Raw genomic sequence first — 15,829 nt, forward strand, 5'->3', positions numbered from 1 at the left:
CAAACAAAACAGGAACGACTGCGCCTTCCTGCAGTCTTTCCTGTTTATGAGACGGTATCTTCAATTGCCGATTTTCGTTCTTCTGTTTTTTTGATGATGAAAATACTGGCTTCATAAAGACCCGCCATTGGAATCAAAACCAGCAACTGACTTAAGAAATCCGGCGGGGTGATCAGCGCGGAAACGATGGCCAGCACAAGATACGACCATTTCCTCACCTTTTTCATCGAAACTGAAGTCAAAACCCCGATAGACGATAAAAACAAAGCAATAATCGGCATCTCGAAAAGCAAGCCCAGCGGCACTGTCGTCATGATAAGGAAATGGATATATTCATTTGCTGAAATCATGACATCGAAATTCGCCATCCCCATCCCGATTAAAAATTGAAAACTTAACGGGTTGACGATAAAGTAACCAAAAGCGATTCCCAGGACAAACAGCAAAAACATGACCGGAGAATAGAGGCCCAGAAAGCGCGCCTCTCTTTCCTCAAGTCCTGGTTTTACAAATTGCCAGATGAAATGAATCAGAAATGGCAGGGATAACCCCAATGCCAATGTCGCTGAAATGGAAGTGTAGAATTTTATCACTTCTAAGGGACCTAAAATAACCAGATTATTGCCCTTGACGATATATGGAAACCAAAAATTCAAAGTTGAGAAGACAAGCAATAGAAATAGCAGGAAAACAATTGCGCTTTTAATCAGCTGTTTCCGCAGTTCCCCCAAATGGTCAACTAAAGTTTCCACTTGCTTTGCCGGCTCTTCCACCGGTGGTTCCGGCTCTTCAACAGGGGGGACCGGTATTTTTTCCGGAGCCTTTTCCGCAGGCTTTTCTGGCTGGGCCGCTTTTTTACGCAACGGACTTGTTAAGTTTCTGTCTCCATACGGATCCATTTAACCACCTTCATAGCTTCTCAGATTTTTTAAGGTCTTTATCCTCGACAGTTTCTTTTTTCACCGTATCTTCGTCATCATCGTCCATCAAGCCTTTGGTCGAACGCTTAAATTCTGAGAATGTCTTTCCTACTGCACCACCGATCTCCGGCAACTTTTTCGGTCCGAAAATTATTAAGACAATCACTAAGATAATGATCAGTCCCGGTACACCAATTGAAGCTAATCCACCCATATAGTTTCCTCCTTTAATTAAACAAGTGATCCGCCTTCACGACTGTAGCGAATTACGCCTTCAGCACAGCGGTAAGCCAAAGCGCCGACAGTTCCCGTCGGATTGTAGCCGCCATTATGGGCAAAATTCCCGGCTCCTACGACAAATAGATTTTCAGCATCCCAATGCTGCAGGAAATTATTGACGACACTGGTGCCTGGATCCGCGCCCATGATGGTTCCGCCTGTATTGTGGGTAGTCTGGTAAGGAACAATGTCATAATCTGAAATTGGATTTCCTGCCACCACTGTTTTCGCACCCATTTCCTGCATGATTTCGCCTGCTCTATCCGTTAAATAACCATGGAGCGCCCGATCCTGATCTGTAAAGTTATAAGTCAGCTGCAGCAACGGAACACCGTAAATGTCTTTGTAGGTGCCATCGAGCGCCATATAGTTTTCTCTGTGCGGCATGGAAGCTCCTTGGCCACCAACACTTAATGTTCTGGTATAGTTTTCGATTGAAGCCCGCTTAAAATCTGCGCCCCACGAAGGCGTATCCGGCGGAATCGGATTATGGAGAATCGGCCGGGACCCGGTTTGGGTCATCGATAAACTGGCTCCATGTATAAAATCCAAATCGCCATGATCAAAAGCATCTCCATTGAAATCATCGACGGTCATTCCAAGAGCCCCCGCTCCCATGAAAGTGTTCATCTGTTCATCAAAGAAACCGGATGCTCCCGGCAGAATTTGATAAGCGTAGTTTTTGCCGAGTGTTCCTTGTCCCGTTTCCGGATCGTATTGCTGGCCAATACCAGAGACCATCAACAGCTTGGCATTATTCAAGACGTAGCTTGTCAAAACGACAACATTCGCCGGCTGAATGAACTCCTCGAAAGTCTCTGTATCATAATAACGGACGCCTGTGACACGATCGCCTTCTTTCATGATTTCAACCACGTTTGCATTAAACTTGATTTCGTAATTCCCTGTTTCTCTGGCAGCCGGAACGACGGTGATTTCAGGAGACGTTTTTGCTCCGTACTCACATCCAAAGCGTTCACAGAACCCGCAATATTGGCATGCATTGATTTGTTGGCCATCCGGATTTTCATAGGCTTCCGATAAGTTGGCTGATGGCAACATAAACGGCGACAACCCCAAATTAGACGTTGCTGTTTCAAAACGCTGCAAGAGGGGGGTCTTTTTCATCGGTGGTGTCGGGTAATCGCTTGACCGTTCGCCAGCGAACGGGTTATTGTTTTCCCCAGAAATGCCGGCAGTCTTTTCAAAGCGGTCAAAATATGGTTCCAATTCATCGTAGGTGATTCCCCAGTCCTGAATGGTATATTCAGCCGGAAGTTTATTGGCTCCATATTTTTCATCGGTCATTGTTTTTATTTGAAAATCGTATGGCAGAAAGCGCCAGGTCTGTCCGTTCCAGTGAGTGCCTGAACCACCTAACCCCTCCCCTAACAGGAAAGAGCCCATTTGACGCATCGGCAATGCACGCTGCTGCCGATTATTACGGAAAGTGATGGTTTCCCTTGATAAATCCTGCATCAATTCATAACGGACAGCATAGCGGTATTCATCATGCACAATACTGAAATCCTCTGTACCGCGTTCACGGCCGCGTTCCAGCCCTACTACTTTAAGCCCTTCCTTCGCACATTCAGCTGCAATGATTCCGCCAGTCCACCCTACCCCCACCGTTACTACATCAACGCTGTCTAATGTCGTCACCATATAAGTTCCCCCTCTTCATTTAATGCTCCATTCCAAGAGACTGAGGTTCAATTTCCACAAAATCTTCACTGTCGATTTCATTGATATAGGCAGCCTGGTGTCCCGGGAAGCCTTTCATCCGCCATCCCTCCATATTATGGTTGCCTCCATAAATCGGATCCGCATAAGCCCCTTCGAGTGTTGCCTGTCTCAAGAGACGGAAAAAGAACAGGGAGGTTGTTCCTCTCATCTGAATTTCATCCTCCTGGAAAGCTGTCAGGATCTCATCCATCTGGCCACCTTCCAAATCTACAAAATTAGCGTTGAACCGGCTTTGGGCTTCCTGCTGCATCAATTGGATGCCCTGGCGGAACATCTCATTTCTTTTTAGCCGGCTTTGATAGCCTTGCGTAAGCTCCCCCTCAAAAAAAGGGCCTTGCATGTATTCTTTTGAATTTTCTCCATAACTGCCTGCCAACTGCTGATCGATAAAATAAGCTACACCTAAACCAATGGCTCCCGGCCCCAAATCATCTTCCGGAAAAATCCGTTCAGTTGCCTGATTTAAAATTTCGAACTCCGCATTATTTTTAAAAAATGTCAGTCCCCGAACTCCCCCCGGAGCTCCTGTCGACTCTTGAGGAGTTCCAGGTGCATTGGTGGATGCTGTGTCCTGCCGATTTGTATTAGCTCCGATCAAACCACCGATAATGCCGCCGCCAATCAATGCGCCCGTGGCTATCCCTGAAGTTTTCAAAAAATCCCTGCGAGAAAAATTTTTATTTTTGTCTGCCATCCAACTGGCCCCCTTTTAATGTAAAGAAAATTCAGAATACTAATTTTATACCCGTTCAGCAGATTCTTATTCATAATTTCTTGAAGAAATTTTTGACAACAAATGATCAAATAAAAAAAGAACCAATCCCTGGAAAAAGGAACCGGTTCTTTCGTTTATTAATGAACATAAAAAGAAGCCAAGGGAATGGACACCTCGGCTTTGTAGCAAAATACTTTTAGTTTAATACTTTAATTGTGATGTTTTTGCGGCCCCAATCAAGAGCTGCTCCTTGTGACGGAATGAAGACATCAATTTTATTGCCTTTGATTGCGCCGCCAGTATCGCCAGCGATTGCTTCACCGTATCCTTCGACCCATACTTTAGAGCCAAGTGGAATTACTGAAGGATCCACTGCGATTACTTTTTGGTTCGGATTTGAACGAAGGTCAATTCCTGTTGCTGTAGTTCCTGAACATCCTGCGCAATAAGCTGTATAAGCTGTCGCAGAGACAGTCATTGTTTTACCGGATTGAGTTGAAGCGGCTGCAGGTGCTTTTTCTGCAGGAGCACTTGCTGGTGCCGGTGCTGCTGGTGCTGTTGATTTGGCTGGTGCTGGTGCTGCTGCAGTTTTAGCAGGTGCTTTTTCTGCCACTGCTGTGCCGCCTTTAACAACCATTTCTTCACCAGGATAGATAAGGTGACCGGAAACGCCATTCCAGCTCACTAGGCTGTCCAATGAAATTCCGTGTGCACTGGCAATTTTAAATAATGTGTCACCTGATTTTACTGTATATGTTGAGTTGTCTGCTTTTGTTTCTGATGCTGCTTGTCCATCGACTTTAAGTTCCTGGCTCGGCAAGATCAAATCTGAGGATAGGTTGTTCCATCCTTTTAAGCTTTCTACTGATACGTTCTTATCTTGTGAAATTTCCCAAAGTGTGTCCCCTGATTGGACTGTATACGATGATGAAGCACTAGCTGTAGTTGCTGCTCCCACACTTAAAGCTGCGATAGCAGTTAGTGTAACGATTTGCTTTTTCATAAATTGAAATTCCTCCTTTTCACTAACTTGAACGATCATAACACCTCCACATTTCAGGAGCATGACAGAACGTCAGACGGAAGATAACAATTTAATGACACATAACGAGCTTTTGTTACAGGCTGTAATAAAACTGTTAATTAAGGCGCCGAATCTTTTCAAACTTGGAAGAAGTCGAATTTAAACCGTTTACCTCTTGTAAATCAGGGAATATTAGAATGTTATTTAAAGAAAATAAATAGAGGGGGAAACCACTTGAAAAATGTCACGGTAGTTTTTTGGACTTCATTATCAATATGTATAGGCATGGTAGCCTGGGGGCTGGTTTCACCAGAAAACTTCAAGTCACAGACCGGCGCTCTGACTTCAGCCATCTCCAGCACATTTGGCTGGTATTATCTTCTCACGGTATTCCTGATCTTGGTTTTTTGTGTATACCTGATTTTCTCCAGATTTTCCAATTTAAAATTGGGGAAACCCGGAGACAAACCGGAGTTTTCACTCATCTCATGGTTTGCGATGCTGTTCAGTGCCGGAATGGGAATGGGCCTTGTTTTCTGGACAACAGCCGAACCGATATCCCATGCATTCATCAATGCTCCCAAATCTGAATTGGGGTCCGATCAGGCGATTCAGGAAGCGATGCAATTCTCATTTTTCCATTGGGGACTGCATGCATGGGCGGTTTATGGAATTGTTGCATTGGTTTTGGCTTACTTCAAATTCCATAACGATGCACCCGGATTGATCAGCGCCACTCTCATTCCTTTATTCGGCAAAAAACTGATGGCTGGTCCACTTGGAAAACTGATTGATACATTGGCTGTTTTTGCAACAGTCATCGGCGTCGCTTCGACACTTGGATTTGGATCTGCCCAAATGAATGAAGGCATCTCCTTTCTATTCGGTACACCAAACAACTTTGCTTTCCAAATGCTGATTCTTGCTGTGGCTACGGTTCTTTTTATCGTTTCCGCCTCATCCGGCATCGGACGCGGCATCAAATACTTAAGTAACATTAATATGGCCCTTGCTTTTGTTCTGTTGGTGCTCTTATTGATCGTTGGACCGACACTTTATATTTTCAATTCGTTCGCTGATGCGATCGGCGGATATATGACCAATTTCTTTTCCATGAGCTTTAACCTGGAACCAATCAATGAAGAACGTCGCGCCTGGGTCGATGGTTGGACTGTGTTCTATTGGGCCTGGTGGATTTCATGGGCACCTTTTGTCGGTATTTTCATCGCCCGCATTTCCCGTGGACGAACAGTCAAAGAGTTCATGCTCGGGGTTCTGCTGGTCCCTTCATTAGTGTGTTTCATCTTTTTCGCGGTCTTTGGCGTCTCTGCATTGAATCTTGAACAAAATAACATTGCTAAAATTTCCGAATATACTTTTGAGACAGCTACATTCGGTGTTCTGCAGTATTATCCACTCGGAACTCTATTATCCATTATCACGTTGTTTGTAATTGCCATCTTTTTCATCACTTCTGCCGATTCTGCTACGTTCGTACTTGGCATGCAGACAACTGGCGGTATGTTGAACCCCCCGAATCTGGTGAAAATCACTTGGGGTCTTATCCAATCAGCCGTTGCCGCCATCGTCATCTATACGGGCGGGACACAAGGATTGCAGAATTCGCTGATTATTGCAGCTCTGCCCTTTTCGGTCGTCATCATCTTGATGGGCGTCTCCTTCCTCAAGGCCGCCTCCCTTGATCCATTGGCGAAAAAGGAGAGAAGACGTTAAAAAAAGATCCGGCACATAAAAAATGTGCCGGATCTTTTTTTAATATTATTTAAAGACGCTGGTACTATGCAATGGCTGAACTTTCGATTTCGGATCCAAATAGGATTTAGCATTGTTGATGGCTGTCGGCGCTTCACCGAAACCTACCGCAATCAGTTTGACTTTGCCTTCGTATGTGGCAATGTCACCCGCTGCATAAATGCCAGGAATACTTGTTTCCATTTTGGAATTTACAATCACCGAGTTTTTATCCATCTCCAAGCCCCATTCTTTGATAGCTCCGAGAGAAGTGATATTGCCATAGTTGACGATGACATGATCCACGTCAAGGCGTTCTTCATTGCCTTCTTTGTCCATCAGCACAAGCTCACTGATCTGGCCGTTTTCACCAACCAGCTCTTTCACGCCGTAAGGTTTTTTCACTTCCACTTTAGAATCCATCAAGACATCGATATTCGCCTCATGGGCAGTCATTTTGTCTCGGCGGTGGCTCAACGTCACCTGGGAGGCTACGTTTTCAAGCATCATCGCCCAGTCAACCGCTGAATCGCCTCCGCCTAAAACAACCACTTTTTTATCGCTGAAGACAGTCAAATCCTTCACGCCGTAATGAAGCGTTTTGCCTTCGAAAACTTCACAGCCATCAACTGCAAGTTTACGCGGCTGGAATGCACCAACACCGGCAGTCAACAGAATCGCCTTTGTGTAATGCAAGCCTTTATCTGTCTGGATCACGAAATGGTCCCCGTGGCGTTCAGCAGCGGTTACAGTTTCTTCGAGGCAAATTTCCGGGTCTCCATACTTTGCCTGCTGTACGAGATTATCCACAAGGTCTTTCGCCAATACTTTCGGGAATCCGCCTACATCGTAAATGAATTTATCCGGATACAGCTCTGTCAATTGACCACCAAGCTGTGGCAAGCTGTCCAAAATCTTCACTTTCATTTTGCGCATACCACCGTAAAAGGAAGCAAACAGGCCAGTTGGCCCGCCGCCAATAATTGTAATATCAAAAACTTCGCGTTCTTCCATTTATAACACTCCTAATCTAATCAGTAACTATATCCTATCATATTTACCCTGGATTCACGCCATTGGACTTATGACGGAAATTTAAAAAAATAAAAGTTTGAATTATCTGTTTCCTATCCTTAAACTGAAAGTTGGAGACACAAGAAAGGATGAGTGCAGTGGATTTAGGAATCAATGAAAAAGTAGTGATCGTTATGGCTTCAAGTAAAGGCCTTGGCAAAGCGACAGCACTCGAGTTCGCAAAAGAAGGGGCGACGGTCATCATTTCGAGCCGCAATCAGCAGACCCTTGACGAAACTGCCGCTGAAATTAAAGAGGTTTCAGGAAATCAGCAAGTGTTTTCCCATGTTTGCGATATCTCCAAAGAAGATGACATCCAGAGACTTGTTCAATTCGTTGCCGATCAATTCGGACGGATTGATGTTTTGATCAATAACACCGGCGGCCCGAAAGCCGGCGGATTTGATGCAATCGAAGATGCCGACTGGTATAAAGCATTTGACCAGAACCTGCTCAGCTATATCCGCACCTCCCGCGCCGTCCTTCCCTATATGAAGAAACAGCAATTCGGACGCATTATCAACGTCTCTTCTTCTTCAGTTAAAGAAGTGATTGACGGCCTGATCCTTTCCAACACACTCCGTGCAGGAATGGTCGGCTTCGCGAAGACGCTGGCGCGTGAAGTCGCCGGCGACAATATCCTCGTCAACACAGTGGGACCCGGCCGTTTTGCCACCGAGCGCGTAGCAGAACTGGATGGGATTGCAGCAGACAAACAGGGTATCCCGGTCGAACAGATTACTGAAAAAAGCAAGTCTGCCATTCCGGCCGGCCGCTATGGTGAGCCTGAGGAATTCGCCAAAATCGTCGTTTTCCTGGCTTCAGCTGCCAACTCATTTATGACCGGCCAATCTCTTGTCATAGAAGGCGGTTCATTAAAAGCTTTATAATATGCCAAATGATTATACAGCCACCTCAAAAATCGATATACTGGGAAATGAACCAATTATAAAGGAGATGTTTTAGAATGGCGAAAAAAGGACACATCCACATGGAAAACGGCGAAATCATCGAATTCGAACTTTTCCCGAACGAAGCACCCAACACAGTTGCAAACTTTGAGGAGCTTGCAAACTCTGGCTTCTATAACGACGTAACATTCCACCGCGTAATTCCTGGCTTCGTAAGCCAAGGCGGCGACCCAACCGGCACTGGTGCTGGCGGCAGCGGCAAAACAATCAAATGCGAAACTGAAGGCAACCCGCATAAGCACCAAGCAGGAAGCTTATCAATGGCACATGCCGGCAAAGACACGGGCTCAAGCCAATTCTTTATCGTTCATGCACCACAACCGCATCTTGATGGCGTCCACACAGTTTTCGGTCAAGTGACTTCAGGACTTGAAACTGCCAAAGCGATGAGCAATGGCGACAAAATGACAAAAGTTCACGTCTTTGACGAAGAATAAACATAACTAAGTATGACCGATCTGGATTGAATTCCAGATCGGTTTTTTTATTTAGTTTTAATAAAAAACCATACTTTTATTCCAATTGGATGTAAGTTCAGCCGTAGTTTCAGCATCCAATGAAAGGATGAAAAGAATGAAAAACTTCCCAGAAAAAATTCCGAAAATTAAGTCAATTAAATGTTATTACATCAAATAAGTGATATATTGAATGTATAAAATTTATTAGATAAAGGAGTGGGTAAAGTGAAGAAATTCAGTTTCTTGCTGCTGCTTCTGGCTTTGCTGATTATTGTTGCTGCATGCACGCAGGAAAGTGAACAACCTGAAGAAGAAAGTGGGTCTGCCGGCGAAGAACAAACAGTCGAAAACGAAGAAGGAACGATGAGCTCTGATGATCAGCCGTATGCCGTGGGAATTGATACCTCGTACGCACCATTTGAATTTCAAACTGGCGGTGAATACACAGGAATTGATATTGAATTGATGAATGCGATTGCGGAACTCCAGGGATTTGAAGTTGAGTACAATCCAATGAATTTCGATGAAATCATCCCCGCCTTGGAAGCCGGAGATTTGGACATCGCGATTGCCGGAATGAGCATTACAGAGGAAAGACAAGAAATTGTGGATTTTTCAGACCCTTATTTTGATGCTGGATTAGCTCTTGCCGTCCCTGTAGACAATACGGAAATCAACTCACTGGAGGATTTGGAAGGAGAAGTAGTAGGCGTAAAAAATGGAACTACCGGCTCTAAGTTTCTTTACGACAACCGCGAAGAATTCGGTTATCGGATATCGAGCTTCGACGAAAGCCCCACCATGTTCGCGGAAATGGAAAATGGCTATTTAGATGCTGTCGTGGAAGATTATCCCGTAATTGCTTATGCGATCAGCACAAAAGACTCGGAAATTAAAATTGTGGAAGAGCGATTGACTACCGAACAATACGGCATCGCTGTACTAAAAGGAGAAAATGATGAATTGCTTGAACAAATCAACGCTGGCCTTCAGGAACTGCGTGACAACGGTGAATACGACGAAATACTTAACAAGTACTATATCCCTTGATAAAAAAGAGTTTGAAAAATCAACTGAACCCGCCCTGAATCTATCTTCGGGACGGGTTTCGTGCGGCGTCTTTCAAGCGCCGCGACCCATAGATCCGGAAATACGATCCGTAGCAGATTAAATACGATCCATTGGCCTTGAAATACGATCCACAACAAGCCAAATACGATCCACAAGAAAAAAACCAAAAAAAATACGCCCGCAGGCGCATTTTCTATAAGACTTTGCTCAAAAACGCTTTTGTCCGCTCGTGCTGCGGATTGCCGAACAATTCCTTCGGCACGTTCTCTTCTACAATATACCCACCATCGATAAACAGGACACGGTCGCCCATTTCAGCAGCGAACCCCATCTCATGTGTTACGACGACCATGGTCATGCCTTCACGCGCCAGTTGCTTCATGACATCCAGTACATCCCCCACCATTTCGGGATCGAGCGCAGAAGTCGGCTCATCGAAGAGCATGATTTTCGGATCCATCGCAAGCGCGCGCGCAATGGCGACGCGCTGTTTCTGGCCTCCGGAAAGCTCGCCTGGGTAAGCTTTCGCCTTCTCCCTCAATCCAACTTTATCCAATAGCTCGTACGCCTTTTTCTCGCTGGCTTTTCTGTCGCTTTTCTTCACTTTCATCGGTGCGAGGATAACGTTTTCCAACACCGATTTATGAGGAAACAAATTGAATTGCTGGAACACCATGCCGACGTCCTGGCGAATTTTGTTGATGTCTATTTTGGGATTGGTGATGTCGACCCCTTCGATATAGACATGCCCTCCCGTAATTTCTTCCAAACGGTTCAAGCAGCGAAGAAAGGTGCTTTTACCTGATCCCGATGGCCCGATGACGCAAATGACTTCTTTTTCTTCCACGACCGTGCTCATATCTTTTATGACTTCCAAATCGCCGAATGATTTTTTTAAGTTTTCCACTCTGATCATAGTCATCTTAAAACAAACTTCCTTTCTACAAAGCTCGCCAGCATGGAGAGCAAGTATATGACGACAAAGTAAATGACCCCTAAGATCAAGTACACATTAAAAGCATCAAACGTGGCACTGGCTTGTATCCGGCCTTCCTGTGTCAAATCCGCAACTCCGATGACCGATAGCAGAGATGTATCCTTCAATGAAATGATCGCCTGATTGGTGATGGTCGGCAACATTCTTCTGAAGGCCTGCGGCAAAATGATGTAGCGCATATTCTGCGTCGAATTCAATCCCAGTGAACGCGCCGCTTCTGTCTGCCCTTTATCGATCGACTGAATGCCCGCACGGATAATCTCCGAGAAGTAGGCACCCGCGTTAATCGCCACTGTCACAATTCCAGCAGTAGTATTATCCAAAGAGATGAAATCCAATGAATTCAAGCCGAAATAGATAAAGAACAGCTGAACGATAAATGGCGTTCCCCGAATGGCATCAACAAAGATTTTTGCGATCCAATTCAGGATCTTCAACGGTGCCAACCTGAACAGCGCGACGACCAAGCCAATCAGAAAGCCAATGACGATGGCAATGGCGAAAATGTATAATGTGACTTGCAGCCCTTCCATTAAGTACGGTAAAGCATTGATAATTGTATCCATATCCACATCCCCTTTGCATCAAAAAATGCAGCGCGCTTCTGCGCGCTGCATCCATTTTTATTCAGCTGCGATATACTTCGCCAAAATTTCATCATATTCTCCGCTGGCCCGCAATTCCTCAAGGCCTGCATTGATTTGTTCAAGAAGTTCTGCGTTTTCACCTTTCAACACGGCAATTCCGTACTGATCTCCAGTTAAACGTTCGCCCACTGTTTTCAAATCAAGTCCACTTTCCGCAATTGCATAGGCGATGACCGGATAATCTTCCAGCAATACATCAGCATTGCCGTTTGACACTTCCTGGAACATCGATGGGCTGTCTTCAAATTGAGCAATCGTATAACCATATTCAGCTTCATTGTCACGGGCAAATTGCGCTCCTGTCGTTCCGCTCTTAACAGCTACTGTCTTGCCTTCGAGGTCTTCCAGAGCCGTAATGTCATTATTGCTTTCAGCTACTACCAAAGACAATCCTGCATCAAAATAAGGATCGGAAAAATCAACCACTTCTTTGCGTTCTTCTGTAATACTCATACCCGCAATTGCAACATCCAATTGGCCTGCCTGCAAAGCTGGAATGATCCCCCCAAAATCCATCGGGCTGAATTCAATTTCGAATCCCTGATTTTCAGCAATCGCTTTGATCAAATCAATATCGATTCCTGTATATTCGCCGTCCACTTCAAATTCGAAAGGTGGATAGGTGGTATCGATTCCTACCGTATATGTTTCCCCTTCAGTGCCGCCGTCACCGCCTGTCGTACCTTCTTCACTTTCGTCGGATCCACAGGCAGCAATCACGAGCATCATGGCGATCAATAGTGCTAAAAGACTCCACTTCTTCATTTTATTTCCCCCTTGTTTTCTTTCATCAGTCAATCTAAGTAATAATATATCATAATTTTCTCAATCCCAGAACCTTTGATAGAAAATAACCAACATTCTGCGAAATGGACCAGTACTAATTAACCTCTTTTCTGGCCACTTCCCTTTTTTTGCGAAGGCGAATGAACAAACGGAAATTATGAACCAATGTTTTAACTACCGCATAGGTTGGAATCGCAATTAAAATTCCGATAAAGCCGTATAGAGCACCTGCTATCATCAGCAACAGGATAATCGTCAGTGGATGAATATTCAAGCGGTTGCCCATGATGTTGGGAGTGACTAAGTTTCCTTCAAGCTGCTGGACGACCAGCAATACCAGAACCACTTTTACCGCCATCCACATGTCTCCACTCATCAACGCAACAAAAAGAGCTGGAATAATTCCGATGAGCGGACCTAAAAAAGGCACAATGATCAAGAACATGGCAAAGATGGCTAAGCTTAAGGCATAATCCAGTCCGATGATCAGATACCCGATGTACATCAACACGCCCACTACAGCCGCGACAATCGCCTGGCCCACAATGAACGAAGAAAGTGTCTGGTCGACATCTTTCAATAATTTTTTGCCCTCGGGCTTGTGTTCTTCCGGTAAATACTTTATTAAATGAGGAATGAACTTTTCATCATCCTTCAATAGAAAGAACAAAACAAAAGGGACGACGATCAGCACAATGGCGATATTCACAACCATCCCTAAAATGTTCATTACATTATTCAGCAAACCTTCTGAAAGGTTTTCCAGATAGTTCAAAGCCCAGTCCCTTATTTCCGGCCCTGTTACTCCTCCCAATTGAAAATCAGACAGGAAATTGTTTGATTCCTCGGTCACTTCTTCAACTGTTTCTGGAGCCAGATTCGCTAAGCTTTCGACTTGATTGGCGATAACCGGTCCGAAAAAATAAAGTAAAATGGATAACAGTAAGATAATGACAGTAAAGACGATTCCGATTCCAGCAATTTTGGGTACATAGCGCATCAGCCATTTCACGAGTGGCCGCAACAGATAATAGAGAAGGCCTCCCAATAGAATAGGCGCAAAAATAGTTGCAACAACGACCTGCAGGGGTTCAAAAAAATAATCGATTTTCCCCAGGAAAAACAAAGTGACTGCAACGAGCAAAACTGCCGTCGTATATTCAAAAAATGGTTTTTTAATCCACATACTTATTCCACCTTTCTTATTACCACAATAAATCCAGCGCACAAAAAAAGCGAAAGCAAATAGGAGCTTTGCTTTCGCTTGCTGTCATCCTTTTATTTATCTTCTTCAAGTTCCTTCATTTCTTTATGGGTTTGTGGGAATGCGTTTGCCTGCCATTCATCTCGATAAGCGGAATCCAGCTGAGACAAGCCTTGCTCCGCAGAATCTTCCAGCGCTTCGACACTTTCACGTTCGTCCACTTTTTTACTGTTGCGCATATCCGTATCTTCTTTTACACTTACTGTGTTTTTTTCCTGATACGCTTTATAAACAAAAATTCCTGAGGCTGCTGCGAGCGCGCTGCCAATAAGCGTATTCATTGTTGATTTTTTCATCCGAATCCCTCCAAAAATTACATGGTTTTCTTTCACTCTTCTTTGTATACCCTATATATGATTTTTTAACTAGGTCTGCTTATTTTTTTTATGTTTCAGGATTTTAGTTGCTGCAAAGCTTTTTCTTCCGCCGGAATGCGGACAAGGAGAAGCAGGAGCGCATTTGCAATACTGAAGATCAAAGCTGTTCGCCATGCTCCGAAGACAAGCGGCAATGCGGCTATCTCTAAAGCCACAACAAGGTAATTGGGATGTGGCAGCCAGCGATAAGGTCCCTTCTTCACTTTTTCCGCTCCAGGAAGGACCAGGATTTTAGTGTTCCAAAAGCGGCCAAGTGACGATAAAGCCCAAATTCGCAAGACCTGTGAAATGGCGAAAATCACCAAAAAAACTTGCCAACCGGCTCCAAGACCTCCTTCTGATGACCACACTTCTACGACCAGGGACAGGAAGAAAAGCACATGAAGCAAAACGATCCATTTATAATGCCCGGCACCAACTTCGATTGCCCCTAGTCTTCTCATGGCTTTTTCGTTGGAACGCGCATAGGCTACTTCCAATAGGCGCTGCAATATGACAAAGCTCGTCAACAGATAGAAGAATGTCATAACACGGATTCTCCCCACTCCAGCCACAGCATTTCCGAACTGAAACCCGGACCTAAAGCGGTAAGCAAGCCCTCTTCCCCCTGCCGCGGTTTCTTTTCCATGAAATCCTTTAGTACATAAAGCACTGTGGGCGAAGACATATTGCCGTACTTCGCGAGCACCGCTCGTGAGATAGCCGTTTTTCCAGTTGATAAGCCAAGTGATTTCTCATAGGCTGACAACACCTTCTTGCCCCCGGGATGAGCAATGAAGTGGGTAATATCTGAAGACGTTCTTGAGATTTTCCCTAAAAAGAGATCTACATTGGGCTTCAGCCATTTTTCGATGATTTTTGGGATATCACGCGAAAAAACTACATGCAGCCCTTCATCTTTGACATCCCATCCCATGACGTCTTCAGAGTCCCGCATCAACGTTGATTGTGTTTCCTTAATATGAAATCCTTCTCCGGGCAAACGTACGCCGTCTCCTGTAACCAAGGCACAGGCGGCGCCGTCTGCAAACAGGGAAGTTCCGATCAAATTGCTTTTTGAGGTATCAGAGCGCTGAAAGGTTAAACTGCAGAGTTCCAGACAAAGTACTACCACAACCGCTTCCGGGTAAGCACGGCAATAGTCGTCCGCACGGCTGATGCCTGACGCGCCCCCTGCACAGCCAAGCCCCCATAAGGGAATGCGCTTCACGTGCTGCGGCATCTGCAGGATATTCATGATCCGGGCATCAATAGTCGGCGTAGCCATTCCCGAACTTGATACAAAAATGAAAGCATCTACGTCCTCTTTATCCACCTGTGCTTCTTCCAGACAGCGGGATACGGCGAGGCTGCCCATTTTCACTGCCTCCTCTACATAAAGCCGATTCTTTTCTTCCAATCCCCGCTCTTCTTCAAACCAGTCTAAAGGAGCAGCAAAGTAACGGCCTTCAATCTGGCCGTTTCCAAATACCTTTAAAAGCCTTTCAATGTCTGTGTACTGACCGCCGAATAAATTCCGGACCACACTGACAATTTCTTTTTGACCCACGTAGTAAGGAGCATTTTCCGTAACTACTTTTCGAATCATGGACATCGGCATTTCCTCCTCTGTATCGTAATTCCCTATTCTTTCCCTCTAGCGCTATACCTTGAAATGCTCGCCCTTACTACTGCAGCTGACATGAATATTCCAAAATTACCCTGCCGAGCTTCCCGATAAACTTATTCACCCGAACCTTGTATACTTA

Annotated in this window: 17 protein-coding genes; 4 read left to right on the forward strand and 13 right to left on the reverse strand. The window is 44.9% G+C overall.

Annotated features, from left to right (window positions below; genetic code table 11):
- Window positions 1-44: 44 nt before the first annotated feature.
- From tatC to ACRC6Q_RS14355, 5 genes are all read right to left on the reverse strand, one after another.
- Entirely contained in the window at window positions 45-899 is an 855-nt protein-coding gene (gene tatC, locus ACRC6Q_RS14335; protein WP_431466877.1) for a twin-arginine translocase subunit TatC, read from the reverse strand.
- Between the two features lie 10 nt (window positions 900-909).
- Window positions 910-1,134: a twin-arginine translocase TatA/TatE family subunit gene (tatA, locus tag ACRC6Q_RS14340; RefSeq protein WP_223637235.1), complete on the reverse strand. Its 225-nt coding sequence runs from the start codon at window positions 1,132-1,134 to the stop codon at window positions 910-912.
- Between the two features lie 17 nt (window positions 1,135-1,151).
- The gene (locus ACRC6Q_RS14345) at window positions 1,152-2,864 is read right to left on the reverse strand and encodes a GMC family oxidoreductase (protein ID WP_431466878.1); all 1,713 of its coding nucleotides are present in this window, start codon (window positions 2,862-2,864) and stop codon (window positions 1,152-1,154) included.
- Window positions 2,865-2,883: 19 nt separating this feature from the next.
- A complete protein-coding gene (locus ACRC6Q_RS14350) occupies window positions 2,884-3,639 on the reverse strand; it encodes a gluconate 2-dehydrogenase subunit 3 family protein (protein ID WP_223637241.1) in 756 nt (251 codons plus the stop codon).
- Between the two features lie 217 nt (window positions 3,640-3,856).
- On the reverse strand, window positions 3,857-4,663 hold the full coding sequence (locus ACRC6Q_RS14355; RefSeq protein ID WP_223637245.1) for a LysM peptidoglycan-binding domain-containing protein: 807 nt from the start codon (window positions 4,661-4,663) through the stop codon (window positions 3,857-3,859).
- Between the two features lie 255 nt (window positions 4,664-4,918).
- Here ACRC6Q_RS14355 and ACRC6Q_RS14360 point away from each other — a divergent pair, with 255 nt between their 5' ends.
- A complete protein-coding gene (locus tag ACRC6Q_RS14360) occupies window positions 4,919-6,418 on the forward strand; it encodes a BCCT family transporter (protein WP_223637248.1) in 1,500 nt (499 codons plus the stop codon).
- Window positions 6,419-6,463: 45 nt separating this feature from the next.
- Here the strand turns inward: ACRC6Q_RS14360 and ACRC6Q_RS14365 are convergent, their stop codons facing one another.
- A complete protein-coding gene (locus ACRC6Q_RS14365; RefSeq protein WP_431466879.1) occupies window positions 6,464-7,450 on the reverse strand; it encodes an NAD(P)/FAD-dependent oxidoreductase in 987 nt (328 codons plus the stop codon).
- Between the two features lie 158 nt (window positions 7,451-7,608).
- On the opposite strand from ACRC6Q_RS14365, the gene ACRC6Q_RS14370 reads away from it, so the two are divergent.
- The 3 genes from ACRC6Q_RS14370 to ACRC6Q_RS14380 all read left to right on the forward strand — a co-directional run bounded on the left by ACRC6Q_RS14370 (window position 7,609) and on the right by ACRC6Q_RS14380 (window position 9,989).
- Entirely contained in the window at window positions 7,609-8,400 is a 792-nt protein-coding gene (locus ACRC6Q_RS14370; protein ID WP_223637694.1) for an SDR family oxidoreductase, read from the forward strand.
- Between the two features lie 77 nt (window positions 8,401-8,477).
- The gene (locus ACRC6Q_RS14375) at window positions 8,478-8,918 is read left to right on the forward strand and encodes a peptidylprolyl isomerase (protein WP_146558378.1); all 441 of its coding nucleotides are present in this window, start codon (window positions 8,478-8,480) and stop codon (window positions 8,916-8,918) included.
- A gap of 246 nt (window positions 8,919-9,164) precedes the next feature.
- A complete protein-coding gene (locus ACRC6Q_RS14380) occupies window positions 9,165-9,989 on the forward strand; it encodes a transporter substrate-binding domain-containing protein (RefSeq protein ID WP_431466880.1) in 825 nt (274 codons plus the stop codon).
- A 214-nt stretch (window positions 9,990-10,203) separates the two neighbouring features.
- Here the strand turns inward: ACRC6Q_RS14380 and ACRC6Q_RS14385 are convergent, their stop codons facing one another.
- The 7 genes from ACRC6Q_RS14385 to ACRC6Q_RS14415 form a co-directional block, all read right to left on the reverse strand.
- Window positions 10,204-10,932 (reverse strand): amino acid ABC transporter ATP-binding protein, encoded by a 729-nt coding sequence (locus tag ACRC6Q_RS14385; RefSeq protein WP_298832842.1) that lies wholly within the window; start codon window positions 10,930-10,932, stop codon window positions 10,204-10,206.
- Window positions 10,929-11,573, reverse strand: a complete 645-nt coding sequence (locus tag ACRC6Q_RS14390; RefSeq protein WP_431466881.1) for an amino acid ABC transporter permease — start codon at window positions 11,571-11,573, stop codon at window positions 10,929-10,931. Before ACRC6Q_RS14390 ends, ACRC6Q_RS14385 begins: the two co-directional genes overlap by 4 nt.
- Before the next feature lie 57 nt (window positions 11,574-11,630).
- The gene (locus ACRC6Q_RS14395; protein ID WP_431466882.1) at window positions 11,631-12,419 is read right to left on the reverse strand and encodes a transporter substrate-binding domain-containing protein; all 789 of its coding nucleotides are present in this window, start codon (window positions 12,417-12,419) and stop codon (window positions 11,631-11,633) included.
- A 115-nt stretch (window positions 12,420-12,534) separates the two neighbouring features.
- Entirely contained in the window at window positions 12,535-13,626 is a 1,092-nt protein-coding gene (locus ACRC6Q_RS14400; protein ID WP_223637260.1) for an AI-2E family transporter, read from the reverse strand.
- A 92-nt stretch (window positions 13,627-13,718) separates the two neighbouring features.
- A complete protein-coding gene (locus tag ACRC6Q_RS14405; protein ID WP_223637262.1) occupies window positions 13,719-14,000 on the reverse strand; it encodes a hypothetical protein in 282 nt (93 codons plus the stop codon).
- Between the two features lie 95 nt (window positions 14,001-14,095).
- The gene (locus tag ACRC6Q_RS14410; RefSeq protein ID WP_223637264.1) at window positions 14,096-14,608 is read right to left on the reverse strand and encodes an isoprenylcysteine carboxyl methyltransferase family protein; all 513 of its coding nucleotides are present in this window, start codon (window positions 14,606-14,608) and stop codon (window positions 14,096-14,098) included.
- On the reverse strand, window positions 14,605-15,675 hold the full coding sequence (locus ACRC6Q_RS14415) for a type III polyketide synthase (RefSeq protein WP_223637266.1): 1,071 nt from the start codon (window positions 15,673-15,675) through the stop codon (window positions 14,605-14,607). The genes ACRC6Q_RS14410 and ACRC6Q_RS14415 overlap by 4 nt, the downstream gene beginning before the upstream one ends.
- Window positions 15,676-15,829: the final 154 nt, after the last annotated feature.

Source organism: Planococcus sp. SE5232 (genome assembly GCF_050686535.1).
Lineage (GTDB): Bacteria > Bacillota > Bacilli > Bacillales_A > Planococcaceae > Planococcus.